Below are 20,352 nucleotides of genomic sequence, written 5' to 3' on the forward strand. Positions count from 1 at the left end.
TATGAACTAATCTCATCACTCGTTTTTCCGGTAAGATAAGATCAAAATGAACCGTAAAAATTTCCACTGATATGACTTTAATTCTCATAGAGAAAAGCTAGCCCTTACGTTCAGCATGTTTTGAAAAAATAGAAATACAAAAGATCTTATTGAACATAAAAGTATATTAACTTATTTTCGGGGAACTACTTACAGCAGTTTTGGGGCGAGACTCAGTATGTTAACCAATAAACTTATATGCCACCTTGTCTCAAAAAACGATAAAAGTGACACGCTGTCACTTTTACAATAGTCTCAAAAAACGAATACAAGTTCGGTTGTCCGGAATACTACATTTCAGATTAGAATTTTTATAATGAAAATGTTTAACACCAGCTTTAAGTGACAGGCTGTCACTTGTAAACGATAGTCTCAAAAAACGAAAGGGATTAATTACGATAGTCGTTCAATGAAATTCAAAATAATGCTAGACGTATTGTACTATGTAGTGCTGAGATATTACTCTCAAAAAACCATACTGGATAAGGCGGTAGACCAGCCTGGCATATTATGTATGTAATTATAGCTACAAATAAGATCAGCCCGGAGGATAAATTATTCAGGGCTGATCTTAAAGAATCTTAAAGTGCCTGCCATTTATATTGCATAAGATGTAACATTTTATGCCAAAAGTCCCTCCATTCCAAATGCTGTCAAAGCATTTGAATACTCAACATTGACAGCGTCGTTGGCTCTTTTAATAAATGCTCCTGTGGAGGGGTCAACAACTGTTCTTAACGGCCTTTGCCCTTTTGGCAAATTGATCAGCTGTACCACTGCATCTGCCACATCCTGCGGATCGGGTTTGACAGTTTCAAAAATCTGACTGATGGCAGCTAACATTTTATTCGGATAGTCCAATATCGCTTTGTAATCGTCGACGACAGATGTGTCTGAGCCAGACTGTATTTTCTGGGAAATTTCGGTTGGAAAAGTGCCGGGTTGAATAATTGCTACATCCACTCCCAGAGGTCTTAGTTCGTAATGCAGCCCTTCGCTTAATCCTTCCAAACCAAATTTAGAAGCACTATATACCGTAGAAAATGGAAATGAGACTGTTCCAAATCCACTTGAAACATTGATGATCAAACCATCTGACTGCTTGCGCATGGCTGGTAAGACTAACTTAATCAGTCTCCAAGGGGCGAAAACATTGATATCGAACATTCGCTGTACATCAGCAGTAGTAGAGCTCTCAGCCACACCGAACATTGCGGCACCTGCATTGTTGACAAGCACGTCAATCGCGCCTTCCGCTGCAATAATAGAATCAATGGCATTATTTACACTCGCTTCGTCTGTAAGCGATACATCCAGAACAGTCACGTTTTCTATTTGTGCCAGGGCTTTGGCTTTATCAGCGTTTTTTCCTTCGGTATCTCTCATGGTTGCATAGACTTTGTGCCCCAAAGCTGCAACACTATTTGCTGTAAGCCATCCAAAACCGCTATTTGTTCCTGTTATTAATACGACTTTTTTGCTCATTATTTTATTGATTAAGTTTATGATGCAAAGGTCGGCATCAAAAAGGGCCCACCTTTTACCAAATGGTAAAAAGTGACTTTAACGGATGTTTCTTCTTATTCTGCTTAGTGATTGTTGTGTAATTCCCAGGTAAGAAGCAATATGAGAAAGCGGAATGCGATTGAGAAGACCGGGGAATTGTTCTATGAAAGATAAATAACGGGTGGTGGCATCTTCTGAAACCAACGGACTCCTTCTTCCGATCGTTTTTAGCAAACAATTTTTTAGGATCAGATTTGCAATCGCCTCCCAGCCAACGATTGTATTTCCGATCTGGTCCCAATCTTTTTTTGAAAAAACAAGCATTTTGCAATTGGTGACTGCCTGTATATACTCGGAAGTTACCATTTGTGCCTCAAATTTTTGCTGGTCCGAAACAAAGTTGTTTTCGTCAACGAAATGATGCGTGATCTCTTCTCCTTTATTGTTGTAATAACAAAAGCGGACGACACCCTCAGTTAAAAATCCAACGTACCTTGGGACCTTTCCGGCCTCAGAAAAATATTCTTCCTTATGAAGTTCCAGCATTTTTACTTTACTCATAATGAAATCTGTTTGCTGCCTGTTCAGATTCCCAAACTGTAATATGTAATTGATGAGCTCTTCCATAAATTAAATTTCGAAATTGTTGCGGATTTTTCATTTACCATATGGTAAAAAGTTCAGTCAGCGATTCAACCCATTATCTTTTCAAGTCGGCAATTGTCTGTTGTTTTTAGAATATTGCTCAAAATTTATACCGTGATTCAGAATAATAATTGAAATTTCGGTTTTAATATCCTTTTTAAGCATCGGGCGTATACGCCCCTGCTTACTTGCGAGATATAATCGGCATGTAAATTTTTGGTTTGAGCAATTCTTCTTTTGCGTAACTTGCCTTTATTCTGTCTATCGCTGGTTAGTGTCTACTGCTTATTAGCTAAATGATTACAAATGATTAGCCCCATAAGTATCATTTGCAGCATGCCCGTTGTATGGCATCCACCTGGTCAAATTCGTAGATAAGACTTGCAACAACAGGTTAAGTGTTTTTTCTGACCGTTGAAACAAAGCAATGAACATTGTTTCAATGGAGAATAAAACAGAAAGCCCATGCAGCTCACTTCAAATCATGATCGACAATGCAGTGAAAGTACCGTTTAAACTGACAGGTAATGATCTGCTGTTCAAGCTTTGTATGGTCAGGTGCCGTCCACTGGCAGAAGTAGGGTCATCCTAGTGGAATTTCATTAGAATAATGAATTTATCTGAGATTTGCGTTTATTTATAGCCCAAGATTGCTTTAAACAGAGTGTTTTATGATACATTCATTAGTTTGCATATTTTGTTAAAACTTCACAAACAAAAATCTGATCTGTTATGTTGCGAACTAGCCCCTTTCTTTTGTTTGATGGTAACTGCGCCGAAGCAATGAGTTTCTACCATCAGTGTTTAGGTGGAGCATTGACACTTTCCAAGACAGGTGATACGCCTATCAAAGATCAATTTCCTGAGCAGAAACACGAAAGAATTATTTATGCACAATTGAAGGGGGATACCTTTGATATCTCTGCTGCTGATTGGATGGCTTCGCCTGTTTTTGAGCCGCAGCAAGGTAATACTACAGCTATATACCTTACCGGCAGTTCCTACAAAGAACTTAAACCAATATTTGATAGTCTTGCGGATGGAGCGGATAAAAATGAACAAACCTTTATGGAATTAAGAGAAGTTCCCTTTGGGGTCTATGGCCAACTCACAGACAAGTACAACGTCTCTTGGGTTTTTAGAGCAGAAGCGTCCTGATTTTTCACTTAAATTTTATTTACCGTAATAGATGTCCATTTTCATGCATTTATTTGGTGTTTTTTAGTGTGACTTGCTAGAAGGCTTGCAGCTTTGGTAAATTCTATTGAAGTAAAATTTAAGCTTTATTGTTCATTCGTTTTATATACAAAGTAAGTTAATAGAATATATAGTTATAAAAAATCATCATTAGTTAATATTCTTCCAACTTTTTATCTTAAATTGTGTCTGGTATTTTGGTAAGTAATGACCAGATAGTGACTTGTACGCAGCCTAGCCACAAACGATATGAAAAATCACTTATACTTCACTTTCATAGCCGTGCTTTTCCACAATGTATCGATTAGTTTTGCTCAAAGATCGGCACAGCTGGCTATTGACCCTTTGACAAATGCGTATAGGCTGATCAAAATCAAGGATCGCCCGGCAAACGCCAGAACTGCCGATTTCAATATAGTACAAACCGTGACACCATATAGTGTCCGGCCGGAAAGTATGATTAATATACACCTGAATTTTGGCCTCGATTTGGATATAAACAATGTGTCTACCATCGACTTTAACCTGTCACCGGATTGTGGAGAAAATTGTAATGCCCAATCATTTGCCGACTCATGGCTTTCATCCAAGGCAGTGAATAAAACAGCCAGGACAGTTGATTTTGTAATGGGTGGCATGCTTCCAGGCAAATCTTACCGCTTGCGGACCTTTATCTTTGGCCTGGAAGGAATGCCATGCACGGGAACCGAACTTCCGATTATCACTTTCAGCACCCACCCGGCTGGCTTTTCTCAAAAGAAAATGCTGTTGGTAATTAACCGCGAATGGGAAAGTACTGCCTCGGTTCAAAATAAACTTGACCAGTATATTTCAGACGTGCAAAGCGCAACGGCAAATTTGATCGTTCAGAAGTATTATATTGATAACAACAGCACCGACAAGATTGGACTTTATGAGTACATTAGGCAACACTTTTTGACAGATAACATTTCGTACCTGTTTTTTATCGGGGATAATGCTTCTACATACTCCTTCCGATATCTTCTTGATGATCTAGGTAATGTGGCCAATTCTTCTGGAACCATCACTTTTCAGCAGTATACCCACCCACTTTATCAACATTACACATATGATCCGGCATACTATTACCTTCAAAGCTGGAAGTATCAAAATACTTGTTTTGATGCACCTGAGGAGGTAAGGGATGCTGTTTTTCAGCAGCGCAATTCGCTGATGTCGGTCGGGATGGTCATACCGGCATCTAATCTTACACCGGAAACCAAGGCAGAATATCTTGTGAATTATTTTGAAAAACTGCATCGTTACCGGCGTAAAGAAGTCACATTTAATAAGTCTGTTTTATTATCTGACGGGTTTGCCAATGAACAAAATGCAGTAGCGATGGCAGAGGCAAATGGCCGTTGGCAATCGGTCGAAACTTTAAGTTTTGGACGCCCCAAGGATAGGGATTATTCGGGTGAAGATCCTGTCTGGAAAGGAGATTTTCTAAATAAACTGGAAAATAATTCCTATGAAATCTTGAGTTTGAATTTGCACGGAGCTCCTGATTATCAGTCTTTTGGTGTATACAAACAGGATATCAACAACCTGACAAAATTAAATACGCAGCTGATCAGTCTGAGTTCATGCAATATTGGTAATTACAAGGCTTACAGTTATTTGGGAGGAGAATACCTGGGTAAAGGAAATGTGATGAATGTGCACGCATACTCTGATTTCCTTTTTCTGTTTACATCAGATGATGATAGCGGATTGGAATACGAATACAGAACCAATGGCGCATTCCCACTGATGGCCGCCGGGCATACCGTAAGTGATGCATACCGCTATGCGGCCGGGTACGCGGAAAGTGAGGTGATCCTGGGAGATCCACTGGTCAAATTTCAGGATGCAGTTCCGCTGCCGGCCGTTCTTGCAAATTTCACCGCGATTAAAGAAGGGCAGGCCGCGCAGCTAAACTGGTCTACCACTTCTGAAAACGGCAGTGCATACTTTCAGATTGAAAGAAGTACGTCGGGCACAGACTGGAAAGTACTAGGCAAAGTAATGGCAGGCGGAGCTTCGGGTTCGAATAGCATTTATCGTTTTTTAGATATATTTCCACAAGCTGGCGAAAATCTCTACCGGCTTAAATTGGTCGACGGCGATGGATCATTTGCCTATTCACAACTACGCCGCCTGATCTTTGAAAAGAGCTTTTTTGTATACCCAAACCCGGTTTCAGATCGCATCCTTTTCAGTCCAGCATTGCGGGATAGAGCCATCTCAGTGACAATAACCGACAAATCAGGAAATATGTTGCTGCAAACATCGAATATACCCAATGAGGGGATTTCTGTAAAGTCGATTGCATCAGGTCTTTATGTGCTAACAATCTTCTATGACGACGGCAGTGCTGAGGTAAACAAACTTGTGATAACAAGATGAATAAACAGGATACTACCTGTTACCCGCAAATTTCCTGAATCCAGGCTGTTAACGCAACAGTTATTTAGACCGGAATCAAATGTCTGGCTCCCTTTATGCTTCGAATCGTTATTGTCAAGAACTTATTTCTGATCCTATAAAACAGAATTACAAAGAATGGCTAACAGGACTTTCTTAGAATATACGTATTAGTGAGAAGGCCAGAGGATAGGATGCTTGCAGGCAAAACTTATCAATATACAAAGCAAGAAGGGAGCACAAGCAAAGCCTCAGAAGTGCTAATTGATATTGGCTTTGCTTTTTTTATCAAGGCAACATACGAGCTGCAAGGGTACAGATTTAATCAAGGATGGCTTCTGTATCCTGAAAATACAAATGTGTTTTGGGGGTGGTGACTGTTTATTTCACATTTAATGACATGTCAAAGGCTTTGGAATTATATTATGATGAATGAAGCAAGAATCCTGAAAATTTCAATATTCTAACAGACATGGCTACTATTTTTATGAAAAAATATTATCAAGGTGGAGACTGTAAACTGAATCGTGTCAATTTTTGCTGGCTAGTAAAAGATAATTTATTAATGAACCTGCATACGTCAACCTGGACAATTCCAAAATCCGTCTCAAAAAGACGAATATTTAATTTATACTTTTCCGATCTGGCTAGAAATTGGAAAAAACTAGTAAGTAGTTCGTGAAGTTTTTAACTGGCAAATAATAAATAGATTTCCGTAAGACAATCCAGCCGCACGTTTACCAGTTAGTGCAAACCAAAGTTACGAAGTGAAAAATGACGGTTTCAAGCCTTCACTTCGTCATCCGGCTATTTACCGCGGCCTGCGGTCGCTCCTTAAACCGCCGTCTGGGCCTGAATCCTAGGGGGTAAACCCCGTCATTTTTAATTCGAGTGGGACATGCGATTGCCCTTTGGCACAAAGCCGGGGCGGCCCAGCCGGGCTTAGCTAATTCAAATGTTTTCACTCATGAAAAATCAAGCAAACAATCCAAAAATTTATGTAGGTACCTATGGAATGTACAATTCAGGATCGCTTTTCGGACAATGGTTTGATCTGTCAGATTATGCTGATGCAGAACAATTCTACAAAGACTGCTATGATTACCATAGAAATGAATTTCTCAGCGACGGCTGCCGTCCGGAGCTAATGTTTCAGGATTGGGAATGTATTCCAGGCTTTTTGATTTCAGAATGCAGTCTGCACGAAGATACTTTCAGATATTTTCAAGCTGTTTCGGAGATGGATGTAAACAGCGCAGAGGCTTTTGAATTATACTGCTCAAATATCATATCCTGGCCAGCCAATGGAAATGATCTGGAAGAAACACTTGAAGGTTTTAATGAGGCCTATCAGGGATATTATGGTGGAGTAATGAAAGATCCGAAAACCGAATTTGCTTACCAGTATATTGAAGACATTGGCCTTTTGGAAGGAGTGCCACAGATGTTGGAAAGATATTTTGATTATGAAGCTTTTGGAAGAGATATGTTTTTAGGAGATTACACCGAATACGAAGGTCATATTTTCCTTGATATATAGGAAAGATTATAGAGTCTGACGGCAAAATCGTTGTCAGACTCTATTGATTGTAATTTTCGTAGCGATTGAATATATCATTTGATTTTTCATAAACAACTACTTTGCTGGTTGACAATTGAGCAAAAAGCTAACATTTATCGAAGTGAACGGCTTGCTTTGGGCAAATAATCATGCTGACCGGGCATAGCGCGCTTCTTTTAACAATTAAGTAGCGTGATATTCTCAAACAAACAGTTGTATGATTTGGTCTGGCCCAGATTCTGTGGCCGCTTTTTCGAGGAAATATTTTATTTAAGATAATGGATTTGGAAAGGCCTTTCATACCTGTGGGTAGTACTCTGCCGGACCAGGGCTGTCTATAACCGATATCAACAGGCCAGGCATTATTTCGATCCCTGGTTACAGCAATTTCTTAGTTGAAAAATTCTCGCAGTTCTTTGGCTTTTAGGGTCATTATGACTTATTGAGCTAATTGACACCAAACATTAAGCTTGTTCTGATCCTTCGCGCAGCTCCGGTTGCGATGTTAGTAAAAAATGTCTTTACCTAAATTCACTTTGGTTTATTATAATAGATTTTCAATCACCACGCGCCGGTCTGGTATGGCTTAACGCGTGGTGAAATCATTTGCAGCCTACACTATTCTTTGAGAAGCAATCCAGGATACAAGGTGCCATCGGCAGTTGGCAAATCCAGTTTTAGAAGTTTTGCAACTAGGGGCGCTATGTCCTGCAAACCCATTTCCGGAACTACTGCGCCTTGCTTGATACCTTTTCCAAAAGCAACGAATCCGGTTTGTATTTCTTTAAAATCCGGGAAAAACCCGTGGGTGCCTCCGCTGGCTGCACGCATGAAATCGCCGGTGGCAGCGCCGCTAATCGTAATGCCCTGCACAGGGGCTATGGCCAGTGAAGCGTTTGGATCCGAACCAACAAGATCTAATGCAACGCGATCTTTTACTGCGAAAAGACTTTTTTGGCTAACAGGCAACTGATCCAGGATCTGCTTTACTTTTTCAAGCGTTTTTGTATCATTTTTATCTTTTAAATGTAAAAATGCAGAGCCGCCTGAGCTGTGGAAATAGGCTTTCCAGTTTGTCTTGTTATTCGGATCATAAAGTCCGGCTTTTGCCAGCAGAATGTTGGGAGCAATCGCGGTGTGGATGTTGACAAATCCGTGATCGCCGGTAATGATAAAAGTAGTTTTGTCTTTAATGCCGGCCTTTTCCGTAGCCTCAATAATGGCCTTAATGCCGCGGTCAACACTTGATAACGCAGCCCTTACTTTGTCACCGTCGCGGCCCTGCTCATGTTCGAAATGATCAACCGCAACCAGGTGCACAGCCAAAAACGAAGGTTTGTACTGGCGGATCAGATAGCTGCTGATCCTTGACATATTGTCGTCAATGCTCAGATAATCGCCATCGAAATCAATTTCTTCAAGCTTGCCGGTCGCATTTTTCTGAATTTCTTCGTAAAGGCCTTTGGGAAATGAGTTTTCGGAAAGCGCTTTGCCCATGCTGCGTTTTCCGCCTTTTGTTTCAGGCAGATACCAGAACTCTGGAATGTTATAGGTGGCGGGGCTACCCACAGAAACCGGCCAGAAAACCGAAGCTGTTTTAAGTCCTTTTTCTTTGGCAACACTAAAAATCGTAGGTACTTTGATCGTGCTGTAATCCCAGATCCATTTCCCGGTTACTTCAAGTGGTTCAGATGGGGTATTGTAGTAAACACCATGTTTTATAGGTTTTACACCTGTAATGATGGTTGTGTGCGAGGGGTAGGTAACTGTGGGAAAAACGCCTGTAACGCCGTCAGAATAAGCACCTGTCTGCATGCCCTGGCGCAGGTTTACCATCGACCAGTTTGCGTCTTTGTAAAATTCAGGTCTTAACCCGTCAATACTGATCAGGATTACGTGAGAATCCTGGGCAAAAGAAGAAAAGGACAGGGCGAAAAGACCTATTGAGGCAAATATCTTTTTCATTTTACAGATTGGTTATTAGAAAGAAATGTTGCCGGCCACAATGACCGGCAACATGTAATAAAAAAAGCTTATTTTAAATTAAAACCCGTATCTCAAACCAAGCTGAATCTGGTAAGGGTTACCGTTCAGGGTGGATACACCTGTTCCGGCGCTCAGGTTGTACACATATTGGTTTGTGGCCTTATCGAAGCTTTTGATCGAGTAAAGATTTTGTTTGCCAAGGTTTTTACCAACGCCCCAATCTTTGTTCAAAAGGTTGGCAACATTGAAAATATCTACCGAAGCTTCCAGGCCATGATTGCCAAACAATTTAAAACGTTTCGCAAGACGAAGGTCAAATACGCCGTAGAAACCATTGATACCACCATTACGCTCAGCCATTTTGCCTTTGTCGCGGTTGATATAATCCTTAATACTTTGCTCAGCGTCCGGATTGTCCAAAATAGCCTGAAGTCCTTTTTTGATATAATCAGGTGTAGAAGAACTATTTGGATCATAAATATAAGCCAGGTCATTTGAGGATACAAAGTCACCGTTTATATTACCATTAACTGCCATAGAATAGCGCGTCCCACCAATTCCTGAGTAGCGAAGACCAATCGTCACGCCATAAATGCTTGGTGCAGTACCATAGAAAACGACCTTGTTTTTGAATTGGTTGTTGGCATAAGCCATCTGGCTCAAATTACGCGGATCGTCAGCAACCATCAAGTCAAGTGTTGCAGTGTTGGCTACGTTTCCGTTGTAGGAAGTATTGTCTTTCGAATCGTTCCATGTGTAAGACGCAGTAATTTGTCCGTCTTTGAAGTAACGGAATGTTCCGTCTATCACGACTGCATATTGATTTTTCTTTCCGTCACTGGTCAGTTCAAGAACGCGGCCAACATTTTTCGTTTTACGTCCGTTCAGCCAGTTTGTTGCGCCATTGCTCGCGTTAATACTTGAAGCAGGTACAAAAACGCCACGATTAGCTTCGGCTGCAATTCGGAAAAATGGATCTTCAACCATATTGCGGTCCACATACATATAATTGTTACGAGCCCATGAAGCATAACCGCTCACACCTACACGCAGACGGTCGCTGAAAAAGTGGTTATACGAAAGGTTTGTTTTGTAAAGAACAGGAATCTTGGCATCAACATTGTTCATGTTGATTGTCACCAAACGCTCTACGCCAGGAATGTTGAATAAATCAGCGCCGGGAGCCGTCGAAGGATCTGCACGGTAGCCTGGGAAGTTTGGTTTTGGCACCAGACTGCCCTGCAATTCAACCGAGGCAACTTTCGTACCATCAAACAACATGTTGTTGATCATCGAGTACGGGTTTAGCTGTGAGCCAAAAACACCTGCACCAAAACGGACGATATCTTTGCTGCGCTCATTTACGTCCCAGGTAAACTGTACACGAGGCTGCAATTGCGTTGTGTTAATTTTGTTGTCTGTACGAAGGTTAAGTTCGTCATATACTACCTGGCTGAAATTCGCTTTATTCAGGTACTGCGTATTATCCAGACGTAATCCCGCCATCATTTCAAGACCGCGTGCGAGTTTGGTATCCATTTGGGCGTAAAGGCCAGTTGCCAGAGAGTTCACGATCGAGCTTGGATCAGCACGAAGGTTGATCTCTCTTGCGTAACGGTATGGAGTCTGGTTATTGAAGTTATCCAAACCTGTGAAGTAGAAACGTCCATTCATTTCACTACCGTAAACCGACTTCATGCGGTTAAACATTAAGTCAATACCGAAAGTAAAGTTGATTTTTCCAGTGTTGTAGTACAGGTTGTTGACAGCCTGATACGTTTGCCCTTTAAACCATTCAGGCGAAAAACGCTGACCACCGATCTGGATTGAAGTGTTGTAGTTATTTGTTCCCGCTGTCGATGCTACGTTTTCAACAATCGCGCGTGGAATGCTGGCCGATGGCAACTCCGAGCTAGGGATAACCGCTTCATCCTGATAGAAATGCTGCAATTTCAACTCGTTCGTAATTTTTGGACTTATAATCGTTCGAAGGGACGCCATAATGCTGTTATTGAAACGCTTACGGTCGATATAAGATTCGTACGCATTAATGGCCGTGTTGTCGCCTTCCGAGAGTCTGTCCATTTCTTTAATAAAGTTATTGCGGACCGTCAAAAGGTTTTTCGCGTTCAGCTGCCAGTCAATTCTTGCGAAAATAGCATCAGTTCCTTTTTTCTTTGGAAACGAACCAAATTGCGGGTTGTCCGACACACCATATTTGGTTCTTGCAATATTCAGGAAGTTATCCAGCGTCTGCTGTGTAACACGGTTAGCAGCAACATCTGCGTCTGATTGCAGGTTTGCAATAAGAAGAGGACGCTTATCAGCCTGGTGATCCCACGCTACAAAGAAATGCGCTTTGTCTTTTTTCAGTGCTCCACCCAGCGACATACCGAACTGGTTTGTAGAGAAATCCTGTGTTCTTTTGTTTCCTCTCAAATCATATGGACTTGAAAGCCAGTCCGCACGCATAAAGTTAAATACGCTACCGGTCAATTTGTTTGTTCCCGATTTGGTCACCGTGCTGATCGTACCACCGCCCGCACGACCCAGTGTAACGTCGTATTCGTTGGTTATTACCTTGAACTCGCGGATTGCCTCCATTGAAATTGCGTAGGCACCTCCGGTTTCGCCACCGGCAATTGTGCTCCGTGAGCTCATACCATCAATGGTGTAGTTGGTAGAAGATCCCAGCTGCCCGCCAAGGCTGTTACCGTTGCTCAATGGCGAAAGTTCAATAAGCGAGGTGAAATTCCGGCCGTTTACTGGTAATTTGGTTAAATCTTTCGCCGTGATTTGCGTTGATGCGCCCAGCGTTACGATTGTGTTTTTAAGTGAGTTTGCCTTGATGTCAACAGCCTGCAGTTCAGTTGCGCTGCTTTCCATTGCAAAATTCAGTCTGAGCTGATCTCCCTGATTCAAGGCATAACCTGTTTTCTTTTGTTCTCCAAAACCAATAAACGAAACAGTTACCGAATAGGGTGAGCCTAGTGGAAGCTGTTTGATAATGTAGTCACCGTTGACATCGGTAACCGTACCGGCTTGAAAACCGGTAGATTCATTTCGTACCAAAACGGTCGCGCCCGGTATCGGGCCTGCACTTGCTTCTGATACTTTTCCAATGATTGTTGCTTCATTTCCCTGGGCGTTAATGTCTGGCGAGCAGAGCAGCATTGCAAGGGTCACGATGAGTCCTGTAATTAATCGTTGCATTTTGGGTGAGTTAGATGAGTAATAGTAGTTTTTAAAGTTCTTTAAGGGTTTTTCAAGCATAGACAGTTGCGCAGCTACTATGGATGAAGGGGGGAGGGTTACTGGGTGCAAAAGTAGGTAGCCAGTGTTAAGGCTACGTTAAGGGTGGATTAACCAACAATTAACCTTTGAGGTTTTTAGTATTAAACCAATATTGCCATTTGCCTGAATCATGGAAAAGCCATTACTTCGGCCTCTACATATCTTACCTAATGCATGGAAAGCAGACCATATCTCAGAGAGATCCAACTACCACCTGATGCAGTTCCGTCCTTAGACATGTATCCGTTTTCCTTGCCGGTTATCAGAACCTTTTCCTCTTTGCAGTTTCATCCGGATATGACTTTTTTTGTAGGTGAAAATGGAACCGGCAAATCCACGTTAATCGAAGCCATTACATTAGCCTTTAGCCTCGAAGGTGGGCCAAAAAGTATTCAACATATAACGCACGATAATGCCTCGTCACTATTTATGCATTTGAAGTTGGTTCGAAGCTTTAAATTGCCGAAAGATTATTTCTTTCTCCGGGCAGAAAGCTTTTATAACATTGCGACTTGCATGGAAGAAATGAATAATCCTGATTATCTCAGGGGTTACGGGAGAACATTACATGGACAGTCTCACGGAGAGGCGTTCCTTGCTGTTTTAACGCAAAAATTAAAAGGTAACAGGCTCTATATTTTTGATGAACCTGAGGCGGCATTATCACCCAACCGGCAGATGTCTGGCCTGGTTGCCATTGATCAGCTCTTTAAAAAACGTTCTCAGCTAATAATTGTCACCCATTCACCTATATTATTAGCATACCCAAATGCTAAGATTTACCATTTAGACAAAAATGGGATAAGGGAAATGGCTTATGAAGATAAACCTCAATATCAAGTTACAAAAGGGTTTCTAAACGATTATAAACGAATGTTAGATATTCAATATGATAGGTTAATCTGAGTTAAACAAAATAATTAAGAAATACTTACTTATATCTAAACGAGAAAGGAAAGAATGTAATCACATTTCGGCCGTCCCGAACTAAACATCTGCCAGACATTAAATATGAAATTAGAAGAACTACAAAAGAGTTTTTTACCAAAAGAAATATTTTTAAAACTTGTTCGCGACATTCCCAGAGAAAACTATGCTGAAAAATTAGAACTATTGGATGATTATATAAATCAGGTAAAAGATTTCTTTGATCCGGACATACTATTTGTCCGATCCAATAATGAAATAGGATTTATCTATTGGGAAGCTGAAAAATATGATCTAGCCATCATACATTATGAAAAAGTATTAGAGATTCTTGGCCCTGCTGATTACCCATTCTTATATTTTAATATCACATATATTTTAATTGTGTGCTATCGTTCATTAAAACAATTCAGCCCTTCGATGCAGTGGGCCGATATCGCTATAAATAACCTGACTTGTACAGAATCTACATTTAGTGATAAGCTAAGTACTTTGTCTGCGTATATGGACTTACTAAATGACGCTGGCAGGCCTTTCAATGAAAAATACACTCCAATAATTGATAATGTAATCCAGGAGATGGAGTTTCCACCAGTTTCTGTTGTTGACCCATTGGAGAGGATAAAAATAATTAGCCAGGAACACAAAAAGTGGAATCAACGATTAATGAAGGTGAGCCTAATGAGTACGGAAAACAAAGAAGAAAATATAACTGCTCTAAAAGATTATATTGCTACTTGTGAAATTGGCTGGTATAAAAAGTATGCTGCCCGGAAACTTCAAGAAATAGAATATATAAGCTAATCATAAACTGAAAACACTCAGATATTGCGTAGTGAATAATGGCAGACCCATGGATATGGATGTGTATGATGCAGTCACGTGGAGCTCAGTTATACCATTGTTCGAAATTTCTGTAAGCAAAGGAAATATCCCTGTAAAAATTCCCTGATTTACCCGGGGAAGATGGAAGGAAGGCCGCGAGCTTGCCATCATGAAAAGCATTTGATTAACACGTCTACAGACTGCATCTTACCCCGTTGATGAAAGTTAGCGGGGTAAGATGATCGTTTGATAATTGTCAGGCCAGCATTAATATGTAGTGGAGCTTGGCATTGTTTTATGACACACAGATGATTAATTGATAATCATGGCTCTGCCCTTTTTAAGCAAAGAAAAACACTATTTAGAAAGATTTCTGCATGCAAATTTTGGTTGCATTTACAATTAAGGGTCTTTTCTAAAACATTTTAATTCTTTTTCCCTTATTATTTATTGGCAGATACTAAATGATTCAAAACCACTGTCATTCATTGTTTGATGATCGTTAAGTAGTGCTATTAACGCTGTAATTAGGCATTTATCTGTAATTAAATTTCTTTCACAGATTTCAGTTTTGTAAAATGATGCATGCAAGATGTTAATAGCCAAGACCTTTCAGAAAGTAGGGTTCGATAATGTAAAGTTTGAATAAGTTAATATTCAAAGATGATTTTACTTGATGAGCTCAAAAAGAAAAAATTCTTTGATTGATTCCTCAGTCTGTATTGTTACCATTAATTTTCCGAATCTAAAACTGTATTCAATACCTAATTCTTTCAAAGCCTTAGTCGTCTCATTTAGATTCAGGTTCGAAAGGATATTTTTCTGATAATATTTTAATACTTTATCTTCCCAGTCCGGATCTGTGAATGTATTTAAATATAGAAGATATTTCGTACTATCAATCAGGCCTAAAATCTTCTCCATCTCAGATTGTAAATTGATCAAACGGCCTTCGCTTACTGATAGTGTTTGTGCATGCTCTTTGGCTGGTTTTTGCTGCTGATAAGGCGTAGCAATAAATCCCTTCTTTTCAGCAATGCCTGGCCATTGTAAGCGCTGAACCACCAGATAGCAGGTTTTATTCCGTATTAAATCTTTAAACAGCGGAAGATTTAAAGGCTCAAATGGGTTGTAGGGCACCGACATAATGGATTGTTTATTCTAAGTTCAAGCGTCAGCATTTAATTTTTCATTTATTTGAAGTTTCGGCCAGAAGGGAAAATCTCGGTTTGTACCGGCTTTCGTACCTGTGTTTTCCGGTTGACAGCCTGGGAAGCATACTCGTCTTTTTCATCCGCTCGTGAAAGTGTCTGTACTGGTGGATCTATGTTGGTCTGGTTCATTTCTCTAAGAAGATGTGACATATCAAAACAACTCCTGACGATCACATGCGTTACTTCACCCTCCCTTTGCAGTTTACCTTCCACCATAAGAAGTCTTGCCCTCAGTATTTCCTTTCGGTAAGTTTCAAAAAGATTCTGAAAAACCACCAGATTGGCAAAACCTGTTTCATCTTCAATGGTAATAAAACAGACCCCGCCCGCTGTGCCGGGCCTTTGTCTGATAAGCACAAGCCCTGCAACACATAGGATCATTCCATCCCGGTAATTAGCCAGGTTACCGGTAGCGACTGCATGCTGAGCAGAGAGTTTTTCTCTGACAAAGCTGACCGGATGCGCTTTTAACGAAAGCGAGGTTGAAGCATAATCCTGCACCACGTGCTCGGATGCGCTCATCTTAGGCAGCTGTACCGTAGGTTCGAACAGGCTCTGCGACTGCTGCCCGCTGAAAATTCCCATAGGCCTGTCAGCCAGCGCGGAGGCATCCCACATCGCTTTTCTTCGGTCCATGCCCATGGATCGGAAAGCGTCCGCATCCGCCAGTTTTTCAAGTGTAACCTGAGAGACGCCCGCATCCCTTATTTGATGAATACTTTCATAAGACTGGTCTCGGCAGGATAAAAGTGTCCAGATTTCATCTTCACGGAGCCCTTTGACTTGTCTGAAACCAAGACGAACAGCGTGGTACTTTCCAGCTTTTTCTTCGAGCATATTATCCCAAACTGAAAGATTTACATCTACGGGCCTGACTTGCACTTCATGCTTTTTGGCATCGATGACAATCTGTGCTGGCTGATAAAATCCCATCGGCATGCTGTTTAAAAGTGCAGCGGCAAATATTTCAGGATAATAGCATTTAATCCAGCTGGAAACATAGACCAAAAGCGCGAAACTGGCCGCATGGCTTTCTGGGAAACCATAACTTCCAAAGCCTTCAAGCTGTTTAAAAACCCTGCGTGCATATTCTTCGGTATACCCGTTTTTAACCATGCCTTCCACCAGTTTTTTCTCATATTGCATGACCATACCTTTAACCTTAAATGTTGCCATACTACGGCGGAGCCCGTCGGCCTCTGCTGGGGTAAAACCCGCCGCCACAATAGCAATCTTCATGGCCTGCTCCTGAAAAAGGGGAACCCCAAGGGTCCTTCCCAAGATATCTTCAAGCTCTTTAGAAGGGTAGGTAACCGCTTCCTCACCATTACGTCTTCTCAGATAAGGATGCACCATATCACCCTGAATGGGCCCGGGACGAACAATGGCTACCTCAATGACAAGATCATAAAAGCACTTTGGGCGCAGCCTTGGCAGCATCGACTGTTGGGCGCGGCTTTCAATCTGAAATACCCCGATAGTATCGGCCTGGGTAATCATCTCATAGACGGCCGGGTCGTCCTGCGGAACGTTGGCCAGTGTCAGATCCTGGTTATAATGCTTTTTGGCCAGATCAAATGCTTTGCGGATACAGGTCAGCATGCCGAGCGCAAGCACATCTATTTTTAAAAATCCCAATGTGTCAATATCGTCCTTATTCCATTCAATGTTGGTCCTGTCGGGCATGCGGGCATTAATGATCGGGCACAGATCGGTGATCTTTCCCTGGGTAATTACAAAGCCGCCGGTATGCTGGCCAAGCTGCCTTGGAAAGCCCATGAACTGCGAGGTCAGATCCAGTACTTTTCTTAAATGCGCATCATCGGGATTAAAGCCGTGCTCACTGATTTTTTTTCCGTCAAACCACTCGTCAGTAAATTCCCATATTGAATTAGATAATCTGTTAATAGCATCAACAGACATACCCATCGCTTTGGCCACATCGCGGATAGCACCCTTCTGATGCAGCTGGGTTACTGTGGCCACAATCGCAGAACGGTCACGGCCATACTTGCTGTAAATATATTGAATAACCTCCTCACGGCGTTCATGCTCAAAATCCACGTCTATGTCCGGCGGCTCGTTTCTTGCCGAGGAAATAAAGCGCTCAAAAAGAAGGTCAAATTTTGTAGGATCGACTGAGGTGATACCCAAGCAAAAACAGACGGTGGAATTTGCCGCTGAGCCGCGTCCCTGGCAAAGGATCCGCTGCTGCCGGGCAAAACGGACAATATCATATACCGTAAGAAAATAGGCAGCATAATCCATTTCTTTTATAAATTCCATTTCATAATGGATGGAAGAGACGATCTTTTCTGGCAGTACATCACCATAAATTTCTTTTGCGCCTTTCCAGGTAAGGTAAATAAGTTCTTCCATTGGGCTCCGTCCTTCGCTGGTGATTTCTTCGGGATACTCGTATTTCAATGAGTCCAGTGAAAACATGCAGGCATCAGCAATCTGGCGCGCGCGAAGAATGGCATCAGGATATTTACGAAACACCCGCTGCATTTCCTGACTGGTCTTCAAATGACGCTCGGCGTTCTGATGAAGGCGGAAGCCGGCATTGTAGATCGTGCATTTCTCGCGGATGCAGGTCATCACATCCTGGAGTTGCCTTCTGAGCGGATGGTGGTAATACACATCGTTTGTTGCGGCCATTGGAATATCAAACCGCTGGGATAGTTTGTATAAGCGGTAGAGTATTTTGGCATCATCACCCAGATAGCAGCGGCTTGCCCCCAGAAACAAACTGTCTCCCAGTTCTTTCTTATAACGCCTTAGACTTATTTCAAAGGAAGGGGCCAGCTCAAAATGTTCGTTGAGATGATCCGGTGGAAGTACGATAAAAAGCATCCCTTCGGCATGCGCATACACATCTGTCTGATACAAATCACATTTTCCTTTTTCAGTCCGGAGATTGCCCAGTGAGAGAAGGCCACTGAGCCGGGCGTATGCATCCTTATTGGTAGGGTAGGCCAGAAGACTTGGCCCGTCAATAAGATTAAGCCGGCACCCGACAATTAACCGGATATTTTTAAGCTTGGCTGCCGCGTGAGCTCTGACGATGCCTGCCAGCGTATTGTGATCTGTGATTGCGATCGCATCATAACCAAGCTCTGCGGCGTGCTCGACAAGCTCCTCGGGATGTGAGCCGCCTCTTAAAAAGCTAAAATTGGATGTGACCTGAAGTTCAACGTAGCTCATAACTTATAACTTATAGCTGTTAATCATGAGAAAAATCCGTGAATAAACCACTCAGGGTTGTGCTCGCCATAATTACCTAACCTGAAAATCCAAAAGCGGGCACCGTCCTGATCCTCGACGCAGTAGTAATCTCTGTGAAGGCCTTCCTGTATCCACCATTCCTGCTCGATCCGCTCTGGTCCATCTGCTTTTTTGATGTGATGAATCTCTCCTTTGTACCGGAATAACATGGGCGGATAATCCGGTACAGGTGCAGTCACTTGAATAATTTCTGGCTTAGCCAGCAGACTTACAGGTCTTGGCCGGTCGGTTCGCCAGTTGCACTGGGGTTTTTCTGCCAGAGATGTTGCTGTTTTGATAGCGCGCTCAGGCCAGTAATGCTCCTCTGGTAAGTAACGGTGGACAATATCCATTCCGCCGCGCCCGGTCAGCCGGTCAAGAAGCTCAGAGATTTCAGTCAGATCGCTGGTGCCTGAAATGTTCCAAAGTGTTTCCTGGACAGCATCAAGCTGCTCGGTTACAGGTGCTTCCAAAATAAAAAGCTCAAAACCAAGATCTGGGCGAAGGGATGAAATTTTAAGCTGGAAAAGTTTAAAAAGGTGTTCCAGATTACAGCAGGCATTATTAGTACCGATCTCGATAAGCTGCTGGGCACCATCCATCCGGAAACCTTTGAATACAGCCTTTCTCAGCCCTTTATTTTCAGATGTAAGTCTGGTGCAAAGCGCTTCGAGCAATGTTCTAAGCGCGATTTCAATGCTGGAAGCAGTCCGGATCGGTTCCAGACAGGGAAGCCTGTGCTGGTAGGGAACAACCGGGCAAATAGGTTCAATAGTTTCCTGCATGTAGCCAAGTGCCTGATCAAGGCGGTTCAGTAACTGCTGACCAAAACGGCGGCGTAGCACCGAGCGGGGCATGTCAATAAAACTTCCGATCTGGTAAAACCCAAGCTTGTTCATACGATCAAGCGTTACTTCTTCCAGTCGAAGGGCTGCGGGTGGGAGTGCAGAAAGGGCATGCTTCTGGGTGTGTGATTCAATAACCGGTGTGATTCTTCCGTAGCGGCATATCGCCCAGGCTGTTCCGATGGTATCTGCAGCGGCGGCTCTGACATGATAACCAGCACCACGGAGACGACTTGTGATATCTTTCAAATAGGCCCTCTCACTTCCCCAAAGATGCGCGCATCCGGTAATATCAAGAATCAGCCCACTGGGCATATCTGTTGCTACAACAGGTGAGTAGCGAAGACACCACTGAGCAAGCCCTTTTAAAAGTTTTCCGGCAAGTTCAGGTCTGTGCTCAAAGACCTGCAAACCTGGCAGAACAGCGCGGGCATCAGCCAGCACCATACCACAGACAATGCCCTGTTTTTCTGCTTCTGAACTAGCTGCTTGGATGAGCATTCTTCCGCGTTCAGGGGATGCCAGAACAAATGGCATGTCCTTTTGAGCCGGGTTGCGGATCACCCAGCGGTCTGTTAACAGATGAGAAAACCAGATTGAAACATAGCGCCTTGTCATA

The 20,352-nt window shown here is 42.3% G+C and carries 13 protein-coding genes; 6 read left to right on the forward strand and 7 right to left on the reverse strand.

Features of this window, described 5'->3' with window-relative positions; genetic code table 11:
• Positions 1 to 660 precede the first annotated feature (660 nt).
• Both LXL81_RS25115 and LXL81_RS25120 read right to left on the reverse strand, forming a co-directional pair.
• The gene (locus LXL81_RS25115; protein ID WP_234650108.1) at positions 661 to 1,524 is read right to left on the reverse strand and encodes an SDR family oxidoreductase; all 864 of its coding nucleotides are present in this window, start codon (positions 1,522 to 1,524) and stop codon (positions 661 to 663) included.
• A 78-nt stretch (positions 1,525 to 1,602) separates the two neighbouring features.
• The gene (locus LXL81_RS25120; RefSeq protein ID WP_234650110.1) at positions 1,603 to 2,172 is read right to left on the reverse strand and encodes a Crp/Fnr family transcriptional regulator; all 570 of its coding nucleotides are present in this window, start codon (positions 2,170 to 2,172) and stop codon (positions 1,603 to 1,605) included.
• A gap of 460 nt (positions 2,173 to 2,632) precedes the next feature.
• Here LXL81_RS25120 and LXL81_RS25125 point away from each other — a divergent pair, with 460 nt between their 5' ends.
• The 4 genes from LXL81_RS25125 to LXL81_RS25140 all read left to right on the forward strand — a co-directional run bounded on the left by LXL81_RS25125 (position 2,633) and on the right by LXL81_RS25140 (position 7,354).
• A complete protein-coding gene (locus LXL81_RS25125; RefSeq protein WP_234650112.1) occupies positions 2,633 to 2,782 on the forward strand; it encodes a hypothetical protein in 150 nt (49 codons plus the stop codon).
• 140 nt (positions 2,783 to 2,922) lie between these two features.
• A complete protein-coding gene (locus tag LXL81_RS25130; RefSeq protein WP_234650114.1) occupies positions 2,923 to 3,348 on the forward strand; it encodes a VOC family protein in 426 nt (141 codons plus the stop codon).
• 288 nt (positions 3,349 to 3,636) lie between these two features.
• Positions 3,637 to 5,796, forward strand: a complete 2,160-nt coding sequence (locus LXL81_RS25135; RefSeq protein ID WP_234650115.1) for a T9SS type A sorting domain-containing protein — start codon at positions 3,637 to 3,639, stop codon at positions 5,794 to 5,796.
• 985 nt (positions 5,797 to 6,781) lie between these two features.
• Positions 6,782 to 7,354 (forward strand): antirestriction protein ArdA, encoded by a 573-nt coding sequence (locus tag LXL81_RS25140; RefSeq protein ID WP_234650118.1) that lies wholly within the window; start codon positions 6,782 to 6,784, stop codon positions 7,352 to 7,354.
• A 639-nt stretch (positions 7,355 to 7,993) separates the two neighbouring features.
• On the opposite strand, the gene LXL81_RS25145 is transcribed toward LXL81_RS25140, so the two are convergent.
• Positions 7,994 to 9,340: an alkaline phosphatase family protein gene (locus LXL81_RS25145; protein WP_234650120.1), complete on the reverse strand. Its 1,347-nt coding sequence runs from the start codon at positions 9,338 to 9,340 to the stop codon at positions 7,994 to 7,996.
• 78 nt (positions 9,341 to 9,418) lie between these two features.
• Positions 9,419 to 12,574: a TonB-dependent receptor gene (locus tag LXL81_RS25150; RefSeq protein WP_234650122.1), complete on the reverse strand. Its 3,156-nt coding sequence runs from the start codon at positions 12,572 to 12,574 to the stop codon at positions 9,419 to 9,421.
• 255 nt (positions 12,575 to 12,829) lie between these two features.
• On the opposite strand from LXL81_RS25150, the gene LXL81_RS25155 reads away from it, so the two are divergent.
• Together LXL81_RS25155 and LXL81_RS25160 are read left to right on the forward strand one after the other, a co-directional pair.
• Positions 12,830 to 13,561, forward strand: a complete 732-nt coding sequence (locus LXL81_RS25155) for an AAA family ATPase (RefSeq protein WP_234650124.1) — start codon at positions 12,830 to 12,832, stop codon at positions 13,559 to 13,561.
• 105 nt (positions 13,562 to 13,666) lie between these two features.
• A complete protein-coding gene (locus LXL81_RS25160) occupies positions 13,667 to 14,386 on the forward strand; it encodes a hypothetical protein (protein WP_234650126.1) in 720 nt (239 codons plus the stop codon).
• A 690-nt stretch (positions 14,387 to 15,076) separates the two neighbouring features.
• On the opposite strand, the gene LXL81_RS25165 is transcribed toward LXL81_RS25160, so the two are convergent.
• Genes LXL81_RS25165 through LXL81_RS25175 form a run of 3 tightly spaced genes read right to left on the reverse strand, consistent with a single transcriptional unit; the run spans position 15,077 to position 20,351 of the window.
• A complete protein-coding gene (locus LXL81_RS25165) occupies positions 15,077 to 15,553 on the reverse strand; it encodes a hypothetical protein (RefSeq protein WP_234650127.1) in 477 nt (158 codons plus the stop codon).
• A gap of 47 nt (positions 15,554 to 15,600) precedes the next feature.
• Positions 15,601 to 18,828 (reverse strand): error-prone DNA polymerase, encoded by a 3,228-nt coding sequence (locus tag LXL81_RS25170; protein ID WP_234650130.1) that lies wholly within the window; start codon positions 18,826 to 18,828, stop codon positions 15,601 to 15,603.
• A 23-nt stretch (positions 18,829 to 18,851) separates the two neighbouring features.
• Positions 18,852 to 20,351: a DNA polymerase Y family protein gene (locus tag LXL81_RS25175; RefSeq protein WP_234650131.1), complete on the reverse strand. Its 1,500-nt coding sequence runs from the start codon at positions 20,349 to 20,351 to the stop codon at positions 18,852 to 18,854.
• Position 20,352: the final 1 nt, after the last annotated feature.

Origin of the sequence: Dyadobacter sp. CY356, assembly GCF_021440195.1 — a bacterium.
GTDB lineage: Bacteria > Bacteroidota > Bacteroidia > Cytophagales > Spirosomataceae > Dyadobacter.